Below are 16,011 nucleotides of genomic sequence, written 5' to 3'. Positions count from 1 at the left end.
CCGCAAAAAACGGGCTGCCTCATGGGCAGCCCGTTTCAGTGTGCCAGTTAAACGTTTACCACTGATAAGTCGCGCTCGCCTGCACTGTGCGTTGTGCCCCATACCAGCACCAGGAGTAGGAATAGCAGGACGCCACATACTCTTTGTTGGCAAGGTTACTGGCGTTCAAGGCCAGGCGCAGATTGTCCTTGAGGCTGTTGAGGTGCGGGATGTCGTAGTGCAACGAAGCATCGAACAGCGTGTAGCCCGGCACCTTCAAGGTGTTGGCCGTGTCACCCCAGGATGAACCGACGTAACGGGCACCGGCGCCGACGCCGAAACCTTTGGCGACGCCATCGTGGAAGGTGTAATCAGCCCAGGCCGAAGCCGTGTGACGCGGTACGCCATAGGTCGTGGTGCCTTTGGCGGGCACGGCCGGGCCGACGGCGATGTCGGTCAACGGTGCGTAGCTGACGGTACTGTTGGACTGGGTAATCCGGTTATCCAGATAGGCGTAGGCGGCCGTGATGTCCAGGTTGTCGTTGAGGCTGGCCTTGCCTTCGAGTTCGAAACCACGGGAGCGCACTTCACCGGTCTGTTCCTGACAGCGACCGGTTCCGCAGATGTGGGTCGGGTCCGGGTCAAGTGTCGGCACGTTGCTCTGGCGCAGGTCGAAGACCGAAGCGGTGATGAAACTGTTGCTGCCCGGCGGCTGGTACTTGATGCCCACTTCGTACTGCTTGCCTTCGGTGGGTTCGAACACCGAACCGCCGTAGCCGGTGCCTGATTGCGGCTCGAACGATTCCGAGTAGCTGGCATATGGCGAGATGCCGTTGTCGAACAGGTACACCACGCCCAGGCGACCGGTGAAGGCTTCGCTCTGCAGCGATGTCTTGGTCTTGCCGTTGGTACGCAGGTTGGTGGTGCTGTTGTTATTGTCGGCCCAGTCGTAGCGACCGCCCAACAGCAACACCCATTTTTCCCACTTCAATTGCTCTTGCAGGTACAGGCCTTTTTGCTCGTTGCGTTGCGTGGCGTCAGAGGTGAACGCCGGTGTGGTGACTGGCGCACCGTACACCGGGTCAAAAATATCCAGGGTCGGCCCGGTGCCGAAACCGGACTTGGTGTGGGTGCTGGTGTTCTGGTAATCGGCGCCGAACAGCACCGTGTGCTGCACCGCGCCGGTGTCGAATCTGGCCTGCAACTGGTTGTCCACGGTCCAGGAATCAAGGTTCACATCTGTAGCAATGGTCGAGCGATTGGACGTGCGGTAATCGGCCCGCAGATTGCTGTTGTAGATGCTGCGGTAATCGCCTTCGCTTTGCAGGTAACGCAGATTCTGGCGCACGGTCCAGATGTCGTTGATGTGGTGTTCGAACAGGTAGCCAAGAGAGAAATACTCCCGGTCACTCTTCTCGAAATCCTCTTCACCGTCGTAGAAATCGACGTCGATGCTGCGCCCCAACGGGCTGTGCAACACCGAGCCCCAGGCCGGCACCGAGCCGTACGAGGCGGCTTTCGGATCTTTCTGGAAGTGCCCGAGCAACGTCAGCGAAGTGTCATCGCTTGGACGCCAGGTGAAAGCCGACGACAGCGCCTGACGCTGGGTCTCAGTGTGTTCGAGCTGGCCGTCGGCCTCGTCGTACAGGCCGGCAACGCGATAGGAGTAAACGCCCTGATCATCCAGCGGGCCGGTGGTGTCGAAGGTCGTACGTTTTTTGTTGAAGGTGCCGTACTCGATGCCGATCTCGTGGAACGGCGTATCCAGCGGACGCTTGCTCACCATGTTGAGCACGCCGCTGGGGCTGGCCTGCCCATAGAGCACCGAAGAAGGACCGCGCAGCACCTCTACCCGCTCCAGATCGAAGGCATCCTTTTGCGGTGAAGCATCCCGGCTACCGGGCATGCGCAAGCCGTCCAGATAAGTGGCCGGGGAGAAGCCACGAATGGTCATCTGATCCAGACGCGAAGCCGTGGAGCCGCGGGTTTCCGGCACCACCGCAGCGGTGTAGCGCAAAATCTGATTGAGGCTCTCGGCGCCTTGCGCGCGCATTTGATCCTTGGTCACCACGGAAATCGATTGCGGTGTCTCGATCAACGCCGTGTCGGTTTTGGTCCCTGACAGCGCGCGGGTTGCGACGTAGCCTGCCACCGGGCCGGTAGGGCTTTCACTTTGCCAGGCACCGTTGATATCGGTGGCGCCCAACATCAGCGTACCGGCCACTGGCTCGGGGGTCGGCTCGATGCGATAACGCGTGGCCGACAACGCGATGGCGCTCAGGCCGCTGCCCTGCAGCAATCGGCTAAGCGCCTGCGGCGCACTGAATTGACCGCTCAGGCCAGCGCTGGTTTTACCGCGCGTCAACGCCGGGTCGAACGCCAGCGTCAGGTCGGCTTGCTCGGCGAAACTGTTCAGCGCCTGGCCCAAATCCCCGGCCGGGATGGCGAAACTGCGCACTGCGCTGGTTGCGGTTTCGGGCGATGTTGGTTCAGCGGCGTGCAGGGGCACCGCGACAACAGCCATCGCGACCGACAGCGCCAAGGGATGCAAGGGACGAGCAAAGCGTGACATGGAAAGTCCTGTGAAATGGGGAGCGTTACTATCCATGACGGCCATGTCGAGAAAACGGACAACGAATACGAGTGATTTGCATTAAAAATGTAAGAGCGAGCCTGCTCGCGATGAGAGCCGTGTCAGCCAAAAGGATGATTGCTGACACTCCACAATCGCGAGCAGGCTCGCTCCTGCATTGATTTTGGCGAACTACAGCGGCTTGACCACCACTAACAGATCCGTGAAGTACTCCACCTTGATCGGCAGGTTGTCCGCCAATGTCGCCAGTGCCGCGTCGGTATCGTCGAGGCGGAACACCCCGGAAACGCGCATGCCCTGCAACGCTTGCGTATCGAAACGCACCAGTCCGCGACGGTAGCCGGCGAGGGCCTGAAGCACCTCGCTCACCGGCCGATCGTCGACCTTGAGCAAACCGCGAGTCCAGGCATCCGGCTCAGCGTTGCCAATGGCTTGTGGTGCTTGCGCCTGCCCGTCCTTGAGCCGCGTCTGCTGCCCCGCCATGACCTTGATCGCCTCGGCACCATTGGCTTTGGCTGCGACCACCGACTCCAGAACCGTGACCACGGTGGCGCCATCGTCCGTGCGACGAACCAGGTAACGCGTACCCAGCGCGGTCGCCGTGCCTTGTTCGGTGCGCACCACGAACGGCCGCTTGGCGTCCTTGGCCACCTCCACCCACATCTCCCCGGTGAGCAACTCGACCACCCGTTGCTGGCCGTCGAATTTCACGTCCAGCGCCGAATGGCTGTTGAGTTGCACCCGGCTGCCGTCGGCCAACGCCACCTCCCGCCGTTCACCTACGTCGGTGCGCTGGTCGGCAAACCACAGGGGCCAGTTCTCCAGGCTGAACCACCCACAGAACAGCACGCTCAACAGACCGAACACCTGAGCGCCACGGGTTGTGGCTTTCGGACGCGGTTGCGCAAAGGCCTGCTTGAGTGCAACCCGCGCCGGTGCCGCCGGCAACTCATCCAGGCTCGACCACAATGCCCGCATGCGTGTGTGCGCCAGTTCGTGGCGCGGGTCGGCCTTGCACCAGGCATCGAACGCCTCGCAGTCGCGATCAGTGACCGCTTCGTCGTGCAGCAACGCAAGCCAGTGCGCGGCCTCGGCGATCATTTTCTCGGTAGGTTTATCGAGGCTCGTCACGCGGGCGAATCCTCGGTGTACAAGGCGTTGTAGCAATGCACCAACACACTCGCGACGTAATTTTTCACGGTACTGGCCGACACCTTCAGTTCGATGGCGATTTCGCTGTAGGTCAGGCCGTCCAGGCGGCTAAGCAGAAAAGCTTCGCGGGTCTTGGTCGGCAACCCGGCGAGCATGGCGGAAATTTTTTCCAGCGCATCAAGCGCCGCGTGCACCGCCGCCGGATCGGGCATGCCGGCGTCTTGTGCCTGCAACGCCAACGCCTCAAGGTACGCCTGCTCGATCCGTCGGCGCCGCGCGCCATCGATCAGCAAGCGCCCCGCCATCGTCGCCAGAAAGGCCCGGGGTTCCTTGATGGACTGCGGTTCGGCAAGGGTCAGCACCCGAATGAAGGCATCGTGCGCGAGGTCCGCCGCCCGTTGCGAGCAGCCCAGTTTTTTCCGCAGCCAGCCATGCAACCATGAATGATGATTGCTGTAGAGCTCAGTGAAAGTCTGCTGACGACGCGCAAGATCGTCGCCGGCCACGGAAAAATCGCGCATACGAAAAAATTTCTCAAATAAGAAAGATTACCAATAGCGCGAACGATGACAGCAAATCTTCACCAGAGCAAGCGACGTGGTGATCAACCTTTGGCGTCAGGCGAGTCGGCCTCCTGCACCCACGCCCGTTGCAACAACTCGATGACCTCCGCGTCCGACGTCTGGGAAAAATCCACGTACCAGTGCCCAATCGATGTGAACCAGTCCGGAAACAATGGGCACACCAGTTCATCCACTTCCCTGCGCAGCGCCTCGGCCGTTTCAACCGGCGCCACCGGAACGGCCACCACAATGCGCGACGGCGCCTGCAATCGAACCGCCTGCACCGCCGCCCGCATCGAAGCGCCGGTCGCCAGGCCGTCGTCGATCAGGATCACCACCTGGTCCTTGAGTTGCACCGGCGCACGCGATCCCCGATAGACCTGTTCTCGACGCCTTAGCTCGCGGCTCTCGCGGTCGACCACGGCCTGGAAAGCAGCCCTGTCGATGGGATGAAAGTGCAGTGCTTCTTCATTGCGAATCTGAATGCCGCCACTGGCAATCGCGCCCATGGCGTACTCCGGACGGGACGGCACGCCGAGTTTGCGCACCAGCATCAAGTCGAGGCGAACACCCAGTGCCCTGGCCACTTCATAGGCCACCGGCACACCGCCACGGGGCAAGGCGAGAATGATGACATCAGGCCGATGGGCGTAATGCAGCAACGGCTCCACCAACCGCCGCCCTGCGGCTGCTCGATCCTGCAGGATGGAATGGGACAAGGGGTTCATTGGAAAACCTCCCCAGGCGATCGCGCCTGCCGGTGACTTCCCCCACCCCTGATTGTCGGTGCGATGGTGGCCGTCATCAAGACCTCCCTGCGTACCGCCGATCCCCTGCAGGCGAGCCTCCTCACGATGGGGCCAGCCCAGTCAACCGTGACGCTTGAGGGTTATTTCCCTACATGCCTGGCAAGAAAATCCCCGACCAACCGCGCAATTTCCCCGGGTTTTTCATCCAGTGCAAAATGACCGGCCTCCAGCACATGAATGTCCGCGGCCGGGAGATCCCGTCGATAAGCCTCGGTTTCGGCAACGTCAAAAGACGGATCGAACTTGCCCCACACTACCAGCGTCGGTGGTTGGTGCTCGCGTAGCCAGGCTTGCCACTTCGGATAGCTGGCCACATTGTTGCGGTAGTCATAGAACAGATCACTTTGGATATCCGCTTGTCCTGGCTGATTCAGGAAGTTGTATTCGTCGGTCCACAAATCCGGGTTGAAAACTTCTATCGCAGGATTGGCACCGACGTGCCGCTGCCGAGTGGTCGCCAACGAGAAAAAGCTCGCTCGCAACCCCGCCTCGTTCGGGGCTCGATTGGCCCAGAACTCACGCCGTTTCTGCCACAGCGGCCCGAGCCCATCCTCGTGCGCAACCGCATTCTGGATAATCAGTGCCTGCAGGCGTTCGGGATGGGCGAGCATCATTCGGAATCCAACCGGGCCGCCGTAGTCCTGCACATACAGCGCATATTTGTTCAGGCCCAGTGCTTCGGTGAAATGCTCCATAACACTGGCCAGATGATCGAAGGTATAAACAAACAACTTCGCATCCGGGGCATCGCTGTGACCAAACCCAGGATAGTCCGGCGCCACCAGGTGGTAGTGCTGCGCCAACCGTGACAGCAGCGGGTCATACATACGCGAAGAACTGGGAAAGCCGTGCAGCAGCAACAAAGTTGGCGCATCCGGCCGCCCGGCTTCACGATAGAAAATCGACAGGTCATCAACCTTGATACTGCGGTAGGCAACCGTCATATGCTCCACCGAAGGGCTGGCCGGTTCGGCAGCGTGGGCGACATTGGAAAGCGACAGGCCCATGGCACAACCGAGGGCCAGGGCAGGCAGCCATTTATTCATGGGAAAACTCCGATTCAAGGTGCAAAAGTGACCTGGGTAAACAGTGCCACCTCGATGTATCCACCCCGTACCGGATTTGTAATGACCTGTATTTTCACCGCCGATCTTACATAGCGATACACAAGCCCTGCCGCCCTGCTACACCAACCGCTCAATCTTCTGATGCTGCCACACCAATTTGTAGTACAGCGTTTGCAACGCCAGCATCCCCAGATACGCCACCGGAAACGCCATCCAAACCCCTGGCAAGCCGAACCGCGCGTCCAGCAAATACGCCACCGGCAGTTGCACGCCCAACACGCACACAATCGAAATCGCCACCGGCACCATTACCGTGCCGCTGGCGCGCATGATGCCGCCGATGATCGCCTGGAAGCCGAACACCAACAGGCTCCAGAGCATGATGTGCAACAGGTGTTCAGCCATATTCAGCGTCGTTTCTTCGGTGAGGAACGACGCCAGCAACCAACTCGACAACACGTACCCGAGCACGATCAAGCCACCCGTCAGGCATACATTGATCATCAATCCGGTCTTCAGAATTGGCCCGATGCGTTCGATGCGCCCTGCCCCGATCGCCTGCGCGCCAAGGATCGACGCCGTGATCGCAATCGACAGCGCCGGGAACTGCACGTAATTGACGATCTGCGTCACCGCGCCATAAGCCGCCGTCGCCTGGGAACCGTGCTGGTTCACCAGCGCCAGGATCACCAGCTCCGACAGCGACAACACCACCATCTGCAACCCGGTGGGCAAACCGATGCGCAACACCTTGCCGAGAATCCCCCAATCGAGCTTCATCGACGCAAAAAACTCGCGGTCCGGCGCCAACGGATGGCCCCGACGAATCAAGCGCCACGCCAGCCACCCCATCGCCGCCAGGTTACCCGCCAACCCGGCAAACGCCGCACTTTGAATCCCCAGCGGCGGCAACCCAAGCCAACCGCGAATCAACGCCGGCGTCAGCGCCAGGCCAATAACGGTCGACACCACCAGCGCCAACAACGGCGACATCGTATCGCTCACCCCGCGCAACAACTGCGTGAACAACACAAACACCAGCAGCGTCGGCATGAACCACAACATCACATGGGCATACGCCACCGCATCGTCCAGCACGTCCGCCGGCGTCCCCAACCCCACCAGCGAAGACCGCGCAAACACACTCCCGACCACCGCCGCCACCAAGCCGATCAACACCCCCAACATCAACGTCGCCCCGGCGATGGCCTTGACCAGATGCACCTCACGCGCGCCCCACGCCTGCCCGATCAAAACCCCTGCACCCGCGCCCAAACCAATGACCAGGGCAATAAAGAAGAACACGATGGGAAACATCCCCGACACCGCCGCCAGCGCCTGCGTGCCGAGCATCTGGCCGATGTAGATGCTGTTGACGGTGCCGGACATGGATTGCAGGAAATTCGACAGCACCATGGGCGCGAGGAAAAGCAGGTAGGTTTTCCAGAGGGGATGTTGGGCGGCAGTGGCAGTTTGCATGGGGTGGAGGTCCATCTCGACGGCGTGAGGGCTGATGAAGGATAGCTTCGGTGAGTTATGAGCGAGGGGCAACGTACATTTTGGGGGACGTGTTTAGTTTTGTAGGGAAGTGATGTGAAAGATCCGAGAATGCGGCGACTCTGGTCCTACATGAAGTTCGGAATGCCTCACCTACCCTACCGATCTCGTGAGGCTTATAGTCGGTGCCGTCGCCCCAAATGGCGATTCGGGTTTGGCGACCTGATAACAGAAAATGCGAAGGCTATCGGCTTCATTGCAGGTATCATCGCACCCGCAAAGCCGCTGTAATGGCGGCTGTGCGCGGGAGACCTCAGGGTCTGCCGGTTTTTCTGTTTCCGGTTCGCCAACCTGCGCACAGCTGCCACCCATTCGTTTGGCGACGATAAGTGACGGCCTTCAGCCAAATCAAACAGAGAACATTGAAAATGAATCGATACATGCCCCTTACCGGACTCGACCTGATTCCGGCCTCCCTGCTCATTGATACCGAAGCCCCGCTCGACGTCCTGCAAGCCATGGCGGATTACCGCATTCGCACAGTCACTCAGGTATTGGAGAACATCGCCTTTCGCGCCGAGATTGGTTGCGACACGGTGGTGTTGTCGGACTTTTCCAAACTGCTGGCCATTCCGTTGCGCGATGGTTGTGATTTGATGGATGTGGTTGGGCGACGATTGCGGGCGCAAGCGGCGAAATGAATGAAATCGGGCGCTCTCAGCGCCCGACTTTTCGCAGGATCAAAATAGGGTTATTCGTCAGCTCACTCCAACAACGCAACCAATCGCGGTTCAATCGACCCCTTTTCCACCTCAAGCAACGCCAACGTCACCGGCAACCTGAACCGCCGCGGCCCCGCGCTGCCTGGATTGAGGTACAGCCGTTCATTGCGCCATTCGATGAGTGGTTTATGAGAATGCCCGGTAATCACCAGCCTCGTGCCTTCATCAAGCAAGGCCGGTACATCGGCAATGTCGTGGACCAGCAAGGTCTGCCAGCCCTCGACGTCGAAACCCAGGTGATCAACGAGTTGCTCCGCCCACGGTGCGCCCAAGTCATTGTTCCCGCGCACCACATGCAACGGCGCAATGGCTGCCAGTTGCTCAAGAATTTCCGGCTTGCCGATGTCGCCCGCGTGAATGATCAACCCACTGCCCTGCAAAGCCATCAGAGCTTCTGGACGGAGCAGGCCGTGGGTATCGGAAATAACGCCAACTTTCATGCAAGGCTCCAAGTCAGGCTCAAGGATGATCTTCAACAGAAACGGCCAGGAGCTGCCGCTCGAGTAATTTTAAAAGTCCATCCGATAGTTCTTCATAATTTCTGATTCTGGCGGATCAACCGAGTGCCCATGTGCGACTGGTTGAAGAACGCCGCCTCATAGCAGCCAATCACTGAAGAAGGTACCCTCGCACCCAAGCCCCCAAGATACTCATAATCACACGATGAAACGTATCTTCAACCACCTGCGTGACTGGCATCGTTTTGATCCTCCGGGATGGGCAGAAAGCGGCCAAGAGGAAACCTTCGAAAGAGTCTAGAAAATTAGAGGTGATTCGCGGCAATACCGCATTCCTGACAGGAATGCCCCCATAAAAAACACGCATTTTATTTAAAGCGTCGGATGTTTTAGCGTGTTCCATTCTGCATATGGAGATGTCGCTATGAATGACCCGAGACTGCGCCTTTACGTTGATTCTCAATTCACCAGTCCCTACGCGCTGTCATGCTTTGTGGCACTTAGAGAAAAGGGAATTGAGTTCGAAATGAGTACCTTGAACCTGGCAACACTGGAGAACCAGACCAGTGATTATGCCCGTCTTTCGTTGACTCAGAGAGTGCCCACCCTCGTGCATGGTGATTTTGCATTGTCGGAATCATCGGCAATCACTGAGTACCTGGAAGATGTGTTCCCCCAAACATCTGTTTACCCACAGCCCCCGCAACAGCGTGCCGCGGCGAGACAAATTCAAGCGTGGCTACGCAGTGATTTGCTACCCATCCGCCAGGAGCGCTCAACGCTGGTTATATTCTATGGCCAAAAATACGGACCTTTGTCCGCATCGGCTGAATCTGCCAAGCAAAAGTTGCTTGATGTCGCTCAATCGCTGCTTACCGATAGCCCGAACTACATCTTTGGCGAATGGTCGATCGCCGATGTTGATCTCGCATTGATGCTGAACCGATTGATTCTTAATGGGGACACCGTACCGGCTCAACTGGAGGATTACGCCCAGCGCCAATGGCAGCGCCCGACAGTGCAAGAGTGGATCAAGCTGCAACGACCTCCAATGTAGCCGCACCCAAATTGCTGATAATGGCCGAATTCTGCCGCTGCTGAGCGGCAGTTATGGGGCGAAAGCAGCCTCTTGAAACCGAGCGCGACGTACAAGTCACGCCCGGACACGTCAGGTCCCCTTCGCGATTAAGCGCCTATTAGCACACCAGAGTCGCCTGCCCGCCAGACGTTGTCGACCGTCACCCGCTGGATGCCCTATCCCGCGCCGAGCCTGACCAACTCAACGGCGTAGCGGTATTCATGAGGCAATGGCGTGCCGGGTCGTTCTTCAGCACAGGCTGCGCCTTCATAACCGCATCCAGGTGTGCCCTGTCACCCTCGAAGGTCACTCGGGGATTGCTGACAGAATGAGTGGTATCGACGTGCCCAAGGCACCGAACAACGCCGCAACGATGGAGATTTAGCCAGGCAAGTCAGTACCCCACACCACGAACACCGCCCGAAGCACGGATGGATTCGCCCGTCACCCAACGCGAATCTTCAGATGCCAGAAACACGGCCAATGGTGCGATGTCCTCAGGTTCCCCAAAGCGTCCCAACGGTGTTCCAGCCAACAGCTTTTCTCCGAACTCTCCTGCAAAGTTGCCATCGGTAGCCGGGGTGTTCGTATGGCCTGGCAGAATCGAGTTGACCCTGATACCGCGTGCGCCCAACTCCCTGGCCAGTGCGAAGGTCAAGGTATCGATTGCACCTTTAGTAGCCGAGTAGACGCTCGATGCCAGATAGGGGTCGGTACTGAGGATCGAGCTGATATTGATGATGCTACCGTTCGACCCCAGCAGTTTGACGGCCTCACGCACTGCCAGCAGATAGCCCAGCACATTCAGGTTGAATTGCTTATGGAAGGCATCTTCGGTCAGGTCATCGATCATCTCGAACACAGCCACACCGGCATTGTTGACCAGGATATCCAGAGTGCCGTAGTTCTCACGGACCGTTTCAAACAGGCGCACCACATCGGTCGCCTGACTCATGTCTGCCTGCACGGCTAGCGCTGCTCCGCCATTAGCCTCAATCCCGGCAACCACAGCATCGGCATCCGCCTGGCTGGTGGCGTAATTGATGATGACCGTTGCGCCCTGCGCCGCCAAAGCCTTGGCAATCCCGGCGCCGATGCCCTTGGATGCGCCGGTGACAACCGCTATTTTTCCTTCGAGTTTCATGACTTGCCCTTTTGAAGTTACGTGACAGGTGGCTGCGTCGCGCTTGGGTCATGAAAGACTGCAAGGCAACGCGCCGCTTGCCATCAGTATTCAGGCAGCGAGGACGCCGACGTTTGCCGGTTAATCGCACATGCTTGCCTATTCTTCTCACTGGGCTTGCCATGGCCCGGGATATGGCTCACGGTGGACAGCATGGAACAATCAATGGCAGAACTGCGCTGCATCGTGATGCGTGCGCAAGACAAGTGGACCGAGACCGGGTTACCCCGCGTGGCGATGGTGCGTGCCGAGGCCTGTGCGAGTCAGGTCTATCAACCGATGCTGCACCTGGTTCTGCAGGGCACTAAGACCTTGTCGATTGGGGAAAAAGTTTCCAGGTATTCTGCAGGCCGGTATTTTCTGGTGCCTTTGGACGTGCCCGCCACAGGACAGGTTCACGCAGACACAGTTGAGCAGCCCTATCTGGCGGTCAGCCTGACGCTGGATCCGGATGTGATCGCCACGCTTTTGATGGACGAAGGCAAAACGCCAAGGCCATTGCAGGATGCCTGTTTTGAAGGCGTTCTCGCGCCTGCGCAAATGATCGATGCGTGGCTGCGCATGATGCGGCTCATGGATCACCCTCACGAAGCGGCGATCCTGGCGCCGATGATCGAACGGGAGATTCTGTTCCGCGCCTTGCAGGGACCGTTGGGTGGCATTCTGCGTGACGTCGCGCGGCCGGATGGGCGGTTGACGCAGATCCGCCGCGTCACCCAGTGGATTCGAGACCACTACACCGAGCCGTTTCGGGTAGAGCCGCTGGCACGCATGGCGGACATGAGCGTTGCCGCCTTCTACCGGCACTTCAAATCAGTAACGGCCATGACACCGATCCAGTATCAGAAACGCCTGCGCTTGCTCCGGGCGCGGTGGTTGCTGCTGTTCGACACGCTGGACGCGACATCAATCGCCTATGCCGTTGGATATGAAAGCGCTTCGCAATTCAACCGTGAATATGCAAGATTGTTTGGCCTGCCTCCTGCGCGGGATGCGGCGAGATTCAAGTCTCCCCTCCCCGCCGCAGGCTGATGGCACTCGGGTGAGTCGCCTCAAAAATCCGAGATCGACGTCCCTTCGATACTCTCGGCAAACCCGCTACCAAAGACGTTGGCGGGGGTAGCGAATCCCGACAGACGTTCACCTTCCAATACCCGCCGCGCCGCTTCCACTGCGGCCAGTGGCGTGTAGGAATAGCCGTTCACGGTTTCGATTACAGAGCGGGCGATTACGCCGTCAACGCCAATGACCTCAACCACTGCTCGGGCGCGATACGCCTCCCTTTCCTCGGGCGTCGGGCCATCGGGCAGTTGCGACAGATCGCCTTCTGGAAACGCGTCGCCTGAAATGTGCACGAACATCGCGATGTTCGGGACGCCTGTCGAGTGCCAACCTGTCACCAGATCACCAAACGACAGAGGCGCACACAGGACCGGGCCATCACCGAAATCGAAGTGACGCGGCGTTGCATCAGGTGTCGCGACCAGTTCTCCGTCGACCCTCGCCATTATCCCCGCCCCCATGATTTCGCTGACGCTCAGGGCCGAGCCACGGGACATCGAACCTGGGACCTGAAGCGCGATGCTCAGCGCAAAGGGCTGTTCGACACGCCTGGCGACATGCACCGCCAGTGAGTCGGTCGGTACGACGTCCCACCCCACACCCGGCAAGAGCATGACGTGATGCGAAACGGCATCTGCGCCCAGACGCTCGGCCAGCCGATAGACGTTGATCTCCGCCGTGATGTCCAGATAGTCGACCCCGGCCTTGATGCAGGCGCGCATCAACGCCTCTGCGGTGTGCGCAAAGGGTCCGGCGAAATTGAGCAGGACAGAGATACCAGACAGCGAGCCCGCCGCGTCCGCGTCGGCATCGAACACCCGAAACGGCACATCCAGTTGCGTTGCGAGGGCCGCCAGACGCAGGTGATTACGCCCGGCAATTTCGAAGCGCAGGTCCAGCGCCTTCGCCCGTTCAGCGGCCATGCGACCGGTATAGCCGGTGGCGCCGTATATCAGCAGTGTGCTCATTGGACGTGCTGCCATTTTTTATAAACGAATTCGAGGCTGTATCCGTCCGGGTCCAGCACGTTGGCGGCGTAGTAATCCGGGTCGTAGTGCAGACGTGCGCCTGGCGCGCCGTTGTCGACAGCGCCCTCTTTCATGGCTGCGGCGTAGGCGGCGTCCACCGCAGCCTTACTTTTGGCGACGAACCCCACATGGGCGGCACGGCCTTCAACGATCCCTTCGCGTAGCCAGAAAAACACCCGGCCATTTGCGCCGAAGCCTTTGAGGTCGGGATGCCCCGGCGGGCCATCCTTGCCGTCGTAGTCCAGTCGCGCAGTGATGTCCAACGGGGTCAACGCCACTTCGTAGAAACGGATGGAACGGGTGATGTCGCTTACCGACAAAAAGACATGATCCAGCATGGAGTAATCCTCAGATGTTGTAGCCGCCAGCGACCTCGATGGTCTGGGCATTGATCCAGCCGCCGTCCTGCGACAGCAACGTGGCAATCACTCGCGCAACGTCCTCCGCTTCGCCTACTCTGCCCAGCGCAGTCTGCGCCGCCAGCAAAGCCTCGAATTCTTTGTTCAGGCCGCCGCCAAGTTCGGTACGGATCGCGCCGGGTGACACGGCGTTGGCCCGAATCCGTCGTTCGCCAAACTCCTTGGCCATGTAACGCGTGAGCACTTCGAGCCCGCCCTTGAACGCTGCGTAAGGCGCGACACCCGCCGTGGCGACGCGAGTGGTCGCGCTGGTAAGGTTGACGATACTCGCACCGTCCGCCAGCAACGGCAGCAATGTCTGTGTGAGGAAGAACGGGCCTTTGAGATGAACGTTGAACAAGCCATCAAACTGCGCTTCGCTGACGGTGGCCAAAGGGTTGAACAGACCATATCCGGCATTGTTGACCAAGCCACTGAGGGTGGTGAGGCCCCAGGTCTCGCGCAAGGCAAGTGTCACTGACTCGCGAAACTCGGAGAAGCTTGCGACATCAGACACATCGAGCTTGAGCGCAACCGCCTTGCCTCCCGCATGCTCGATGCCCTCCACGACGCGAGCCGCCTCCTCTGGATGACGGTTGTAGGTCAGGATGACGCCCATGCCCCGCCGAGCAATATGCTCGGCGGCACAGGCACCAATGCCGCGACTCCCGCCCGTAGTGACGATGACGCTCATGTGCTGTTCCTCAGTGCTTGGAATGAGGACCCAGCGTACTGATCTCCCCAGTGCAGAACGCACCCGTTCCTGCTCGAAACCTGCCTGTTTCTGCTTTTTACTTGCAGCGCATCAGCTTCTGCCCTCAGCATGGCCGGCATGGACAATCAACTGAACGAACTCAGGTCTCTCGCGGCCAAGGCTGAAAACCGGCGCACCGAAACCGGTATTCCCCGCGTGGCCATGGTCAAGGGCAAGATTCCCGAGCACATGCTCGCGGCGGTCTATGACCCGATGATCAACGTGATTCTGCAAGGCAGCAAAAGCATGACCGTGGGCGACCGCACGCTGCGGTATGACCCCGCGACTTACTTCGTGATGTCCATCAACCTGCCCGCCGTCGGCTCGGTGCACCCCGCCGAAACCGGGGAGCCGTATCTTGCCGTCAGCCTGACGCTCGACCCGACGGTGTTATCCAACCTGTTCGCCGACCTGCCCAAACCTGCCAATCGAGTCGACGCCTACTCAGGGTTTTCGGTCGCATCGATGACCACTGAACTCATGGACGCCTGGGTTCGAATGTTGAGACTCATGGGTGACGCCGATGCCATCGCCGCGCTGGCCCCGGTTTACGAGCGGGAAATCATTTTCCGTGTGCTCCAGGGCCCCCTTGGCTGGATGCTGCGAGAGATCGCAGCGCCCGACAGCGCGATGGCCCGTGTGAACCTTGCGGTGCAGTGGATCCGCCAGGACTTCGCCCAGCCTATAGGGGTCGAGCGCCTGGCCGAGCGAGCGTCGATGAGCGTCTCGGCGTTTCACCGCCACTTCAAGGCCGTGACCAACCTGAGCCCGTTGCAGTACCAAAAGCGCGTGCGCCTGCTCCAGGCCAGAACACTGATGGTGGCGAATGCGAAGAGTGTCATGGCTGCTGCTTTCGAAGTTGGTTATGAAAGCGCGACGCAGTTCAGCCGGGATTATGCAAAGGTGTTTGGGCTTCCCCCCTCGCAGGATGCGAGCAGAATCCATGGGCAAGCGAGAGTGATAGCAGGTAATTGAGCGGCATACCGCAGGTAGCCGTGACTGGCAACTATCGGCCAAAAAGCGGACGTTCGACTGATCAGATCAAGGTGGTTAAGCTGGTGTCTTTTCCAGCGACAGGGACGAACGCATGACAGTGGCCTATCAGGGAAGCTGCCTTTGCACAGCAATCAGTTATGAGCTACTGACTACGCCAAAAGCAGTGAGCCATTGTCACTGTAATCAATGCCGCAAAGGTCACGGTGCAGCATTCGCTTCGTATGGTAGCGTGCCCCGTAGCGCACTACGGATACTCAACGGCGCTGGCCACATCACTAAGTATTCTTCATCAGAATCGGTGCTACGCGAGTTCTGCGCGCAATGTGGTTCAACTTTGTTTTGGTCACGCTCTCAAGGCGAATCTTCCGATTGGGTTTCGATAGCACTGGGCACACTCGACACCCCCTTCACGCCTCAGAAGCAAAAACACGTTCATGTCGTCTCTAGAGTTCACTGGTATACACCCTCCAACTCATCGCCTCAGATGGATTGACCGCAATAGGTCGATTTCGATTGGACTCAGCGCATATGCCACGCCAATCGCCTGCCCCCAACTTTTCGTTCGCGCTGAACCCTGGCTCAACTGTGCGCAACAACAAAGTGCCCTTTCAT

General features: G+C 59.2%; 16 protein-coding genes. 5 read left to right on the top strand and 11 right to left on the bottom strand.

Annotated features, from left to right (window positions below; genetic code table 11):
• Nucleotides 1-55: 55 nt before the first annotated feature.
• The 6 genes from D8U18_RS11610 to D8U18_RS11585 all read right to left on the bottom strand — a co-directional run bounded on the left by D8U18_RS11610 (nucleotide 56) and on the right by D8U18_RS11585 (nucleotide 7,642).
• Entirely contained in the window at nucleotides 56-2,551 is a 2,496-nt protein-coding gene (locus D8U18_RS11610; protein WP_131107654.1) for a TonB-dependent siderophore receptor, read from the bottom strand.
• 192 nt (nucleotides 2,552-2,743) lie between these two features.
• Entirely contained in the window at nucleotides 2,744-3,703 is a 960-nt protein-coding gene (locus tag D8U18_RS11605) for a FecR family protein (RefSeq protein ID WP_131107653.1), read from the bottom strand.
• Entirely contained in the window at nucleotides 3,700-4,245 is a 546-nt protein-coding gene (locus D8U18_RS11600) for a sigma-70 family RNA polymerase sigma factor (RefSeq protein ID WP_056856766.1), read from the bottom strand. Before D8U18_RS11600 ends, D8U18_RS11605 begins: the two co-directional genes overlap by 4 nt.
• 83 nt (nucleotides 4,246-4,328) lie before the next feature.
• Nucleotides 4,329-5,015, bottom strand: coding sequence for a phosphoribosyltransferase family protein (locus D8U18_RS11595; RefSeq protein ID WP_131107652.1), 687 nt, complete (start codon nucleotides 5,013-5,015; stop codon nucleotides 4,329-4,331).
• Between the two features lie 161 nt (nucleotides 5,016-5,176).
• Nucleotides 5,177-6,142 carry an alpha/beta hydrolase gene (locus tag D8U18_RS11590; RefSeq protein WP_056856768.1) on the bottom strand — a complete coding sequence of 322 codons (966 nt, stop codon included), beginning with the start codon at nucleotides 6,140-6,142 and terminating at the stop codon, nucleotides 5,177-5,179.
• A gap of 138 nt (nucleotides 6,143-6,280) precedes the next feature.
• The gene (locus D8U18_RS11585) at nucleotides 6,281-7,642 is read right to left on the bottom strand and encodes an MATE family efflux transporter (protein ID WP_131107651.1); all 1,362 of its coding nucleotides are present in this window, start codon (nucleotides 7,640-7,642) and stop codon (nucleotides 6,281-6,283) included.
• A 446-nt stretch (nucleotides 7,643-8,088) separates the two neighbouring features.
• On the opposite strand from D8U18_RS11585, the gene D8U18_RS11575 reads away from it, so the two are divergent.
• Nucleotides 8,089-8,361: a hypothetical protein gene (locus tag D8U18_RS11575; protein WP_131107649.1), complete on the top strand. Its 273-nt coding sequence runs from the start codon at nucleotides 8,089-8,091 to the stop codon at nucleotides 8,359-8,361.
• Nucleotides 8,362-8,423: 62 nt separating this feature from the next.
• On the opposite strand, the gene D8U18_RS11570 is transcribed toward D8U18_RS11575, so the two are convergent.
• The gene (locus D8U18_RS11570; RefSeq protein ID WP_131107648.1) at nucleotides 8,424-8,882 is read right to left on the bottom strand and encodes a metallophosphoesterase family protein; all 459 of its coding nucleotides are present in this window, start codon (nucleotides 8,880-8,882) and stop codon (nucleotides 8,424-8,426) included.
• A 442-nt stretch (nucleotides 8,883-9,324) separates the two neighbouring features.
• Between D8U18_RS11570 and yfcF the strand changes: the two genes are divergently transcribed.
• On the top strand, nucleotides 9,325-9,957 hold the full coding sequence (gene yfcF, locus D8U18_RS11565) for a glutathione transferase (RefSeq protein WP_131107647.1): 633 nt from the start codon (nucleotides 9,325-9,327) through the stop codon (nucleotides 9,955-9,957).
• A 415-nt stretch (nucleotides 9,958-10,372) separates the two neighbouring features.
• Here yfcF and D8U18_RS11560 read toward each other — a convergent pair whose 3' ends face one another.
• Complete coding sequence (locus tag D8U18_RS11560; protein WP_056856773.1) at nucleotides 10,373-11,122, bottom strand: glucose 1-dehydrogenase; 750 nt, start codon at nucleotides 11,120-11,122, stop codon at nucleotides 10,373-10,375.
• 204 nt (nucleotides 11,123-11,326) lie between these two features.
• Here D8U18_RS11560 and D8U18_RS11555 point away from each other — a divergent pair, with 204 nt between their 5' ends.
• Nucleotides 11,327-12,193, top strand: a complete 867-nt coding sequence (locus D8U18_RS11555; protein WP_082557675.1) for an AraC family transcriptional regulator — start codon at nucleotides 11,327-11,329, stop codon at nucleotides 12,191-12,193.
• A gap of 20 nt (nucleotides 12,194-12,213) precedes the next feature.
• On the opposite strand, the gene D8U18_RS11550 is transcribed toward D8U18_RS11555, so the two are convergent.
• From D8U18_RS11550 to D8U18_RS11540, 3 genes are read right to left on the bottom strand one after another with little or no spacing between them, the layout of a single operon-like run.
• Nucleotides 12,214-13,191: a saccharopine dehydrogenase NADP-binding domain-containing protein gene (locus tag D8U18_RS11550; protein WP_131107646.1), complete on the bottom strand. Its 978-nt coding sequence runs from the start codon at nucleotides 13,189-13,191 to the stop codon at nucleotides 12,214-12,216.
• Nucleotides 13,188-13,589, bottom strand: coding sequence for a VOC family protein (locus D8U18_RS11545; protein WP_131107645.1), 402 nt, complete (start codon nucleotides 13,587-13,589; stop codon nucleotides 13,188-13,190). The genes D8U18_RS11550 and D8U18_RS11545 overlap by 4 nt, the downstream gene beginning before the upstream one ends.
• 10 nt (nucleotides 13,590-13,599) lie before the next feature.
• Complete coding sequence (locus D8U18_RS11540; protein WP_056856777.1) at nucleotides 13,600-14,343, bottom strand: SDR family oxidoreductase; 744 nt, start codon at nucleotides 14,341-14,343, stop codon at nucleotides 13,600-13,602.
• A 138-nt stretch (nucleotides 14,344-14,481) separates the two neighbouring features.
• On the opposite strand from D8U18_RS11540, the gene D8U18_RS11535 reads away from it, so the two are divergent.
• Nucleotides 14,482-15,378 carry an AraC family transcriptional regulator gene (locus D8U18_RS11535; protein ID WP_131107644.1) on the top strand — a complete coding sequence of 299 codons (897 nt, stop codon included), beginning with the start codon at nucleotides 14,482-14,484 and terminating at the stop codon, nucleotides 15,376-15,378.
• A 112-nt stretch (nucleotides 15,379-15,490) separates the two neighbouring features.
• Nucleotides 15,491-15,892 carry a GFA family protein gene (locus D8U18_RS11530; protein WP_082557676.1) on the top strand — a complete coding sequence of 134 codons (402 nt, stop codon included), beginning with the start codon at nucleotides 15,491-15,493 and terminating at the stop codon, nucleotides 15,890-15,892.
• The last annotated feature ends 119 nt before the right edge of the window (nucleotides 15,893-16,011 follow it).

The organism is Pseudomonas sp. Sample_10, from assembly GCF_004321495.1.
In the GTDB taxonomy this organism is placed as follows: Bacteria; Pseudomonadota; Gammaproteobacteria; order Pseudomonadales; family Pseudomonadaceae; genus Aquipseudomonas.
The sequence above is the reverse complement of the archived record's forward strand: the minus strand, read 5'-3'. Positions and strand labels throughout refer to the sequence as shown.

Excerpts from the sequence above, each read along its gene's own strand:
- D8U18_RS11610 (WP_131107654.1), bottom strand. The coding sequence starts at position 2,551 with ATGTCACGCTTTGCTCGTCCCTTGCATCCCTTGGCGCTGTCGGTCGCG.
- D8U18_RS11545 (WP_131107645.1), bottom strand. The coding sequence starts at position 13,589 with ATGCTGGATCATGTCTTTTTGTCGGTAAGCGACATCACCCGTTCCATC.
- D8U18_RS11585 (WP_131107651.1), bottom strand. The coding sequence starts at position 7,642 with ATGCAAACTGCCACTGCCGCCCAACATCCCCTCTGGAAAACCTACCTG.
- D8U18_RS11530 (WP_082557676.1), top strand. The coding sequence starts at position 15,491 with ATGACAGTGGCCTATCAGGGAAGCTGCCTTTGCACAGCAATCAGTTAT.
- D8U18_RS11590 (WP_056856768.1), bottom strand. The coding sequence starts at position 6,142 with ATGAATAAATGGCTGCCTGCCCTGGCCCTCGGTTGTGCCATGGGCCTG.
- D8U18_RS11600 (WP_056856766.1), bottom strand. The coding sequence starts at position 4,245 with ATGCGCGATTTTTCCGTGGCCGGCGACGATCTTGCGCGTCGTCAGCAG.
- yfcF (WP_131107647.1), top strand. The coding sequence starts at position 9,325 with ATGAATGACCCGAGACTGCGCCTTTACGTTGATTCTCAATTCACCAGT.
- D8U18_RS11535 (WP_131107644.1), top strand. The coding sequence starts at position 14,482 with ATGGACAATCAACTGAACGAACTCAGGTCTCTCGCGGCCAAGGCTGAA.
- D8U18_RS11570 (WP_131107648.1), bottom strand. The coding sequence starts at position 8,882 with ATGAAAGTTGGCGTTATTTCCGATACCCACGGCCTGCTCCGTCCAGAA.
- D8U18_RS11575 (WP_131107649.1), top strand. The coding sequence starts at position 8,089 with ATGAATCGATACATGCCCCTTACCGGACTCGACCTGATTCCGGCCTCC.
- D8U18_RS11560 (WP_056856773.1), bottom strand. The coding sequence starts at position 11,122 with ATGAAACTCGAAGGAAAAATAGCGGTTGTCACCGGCGCATCCAAGGGC.
- D8U18_RS11595 (WP_131107652.1), bottom strand. The coding sequence starts at position 5,015 with ATGAACCCCTTGTCCCATTCCATCCTGCAGGATCGAGCAGCCGCAGGG.
- D8U18_RS11550 (WP_131107646.1), bottom strand. The coding sequence starts at position 13,191 with ATGAGCACACTGCTGATATACGGCGCCACCGGCTATACCGGTCGCATG.
- D8U18_RS11555 (WP_082557675.1), top strand. The coding sequence starts at position 11,327 with ATGGCAGAACTGCGCTGCATCGTGATGCGTGCGCAAGACAAGTGGACC.
- D8U18_RS11540 (WP_056856777.1), bottom strand. The coding sequence starts at position 14,343 with ATGAGCGTCATCGTCACTACGGGCGGGAGTCGCGGCATTGGTGCCTGT.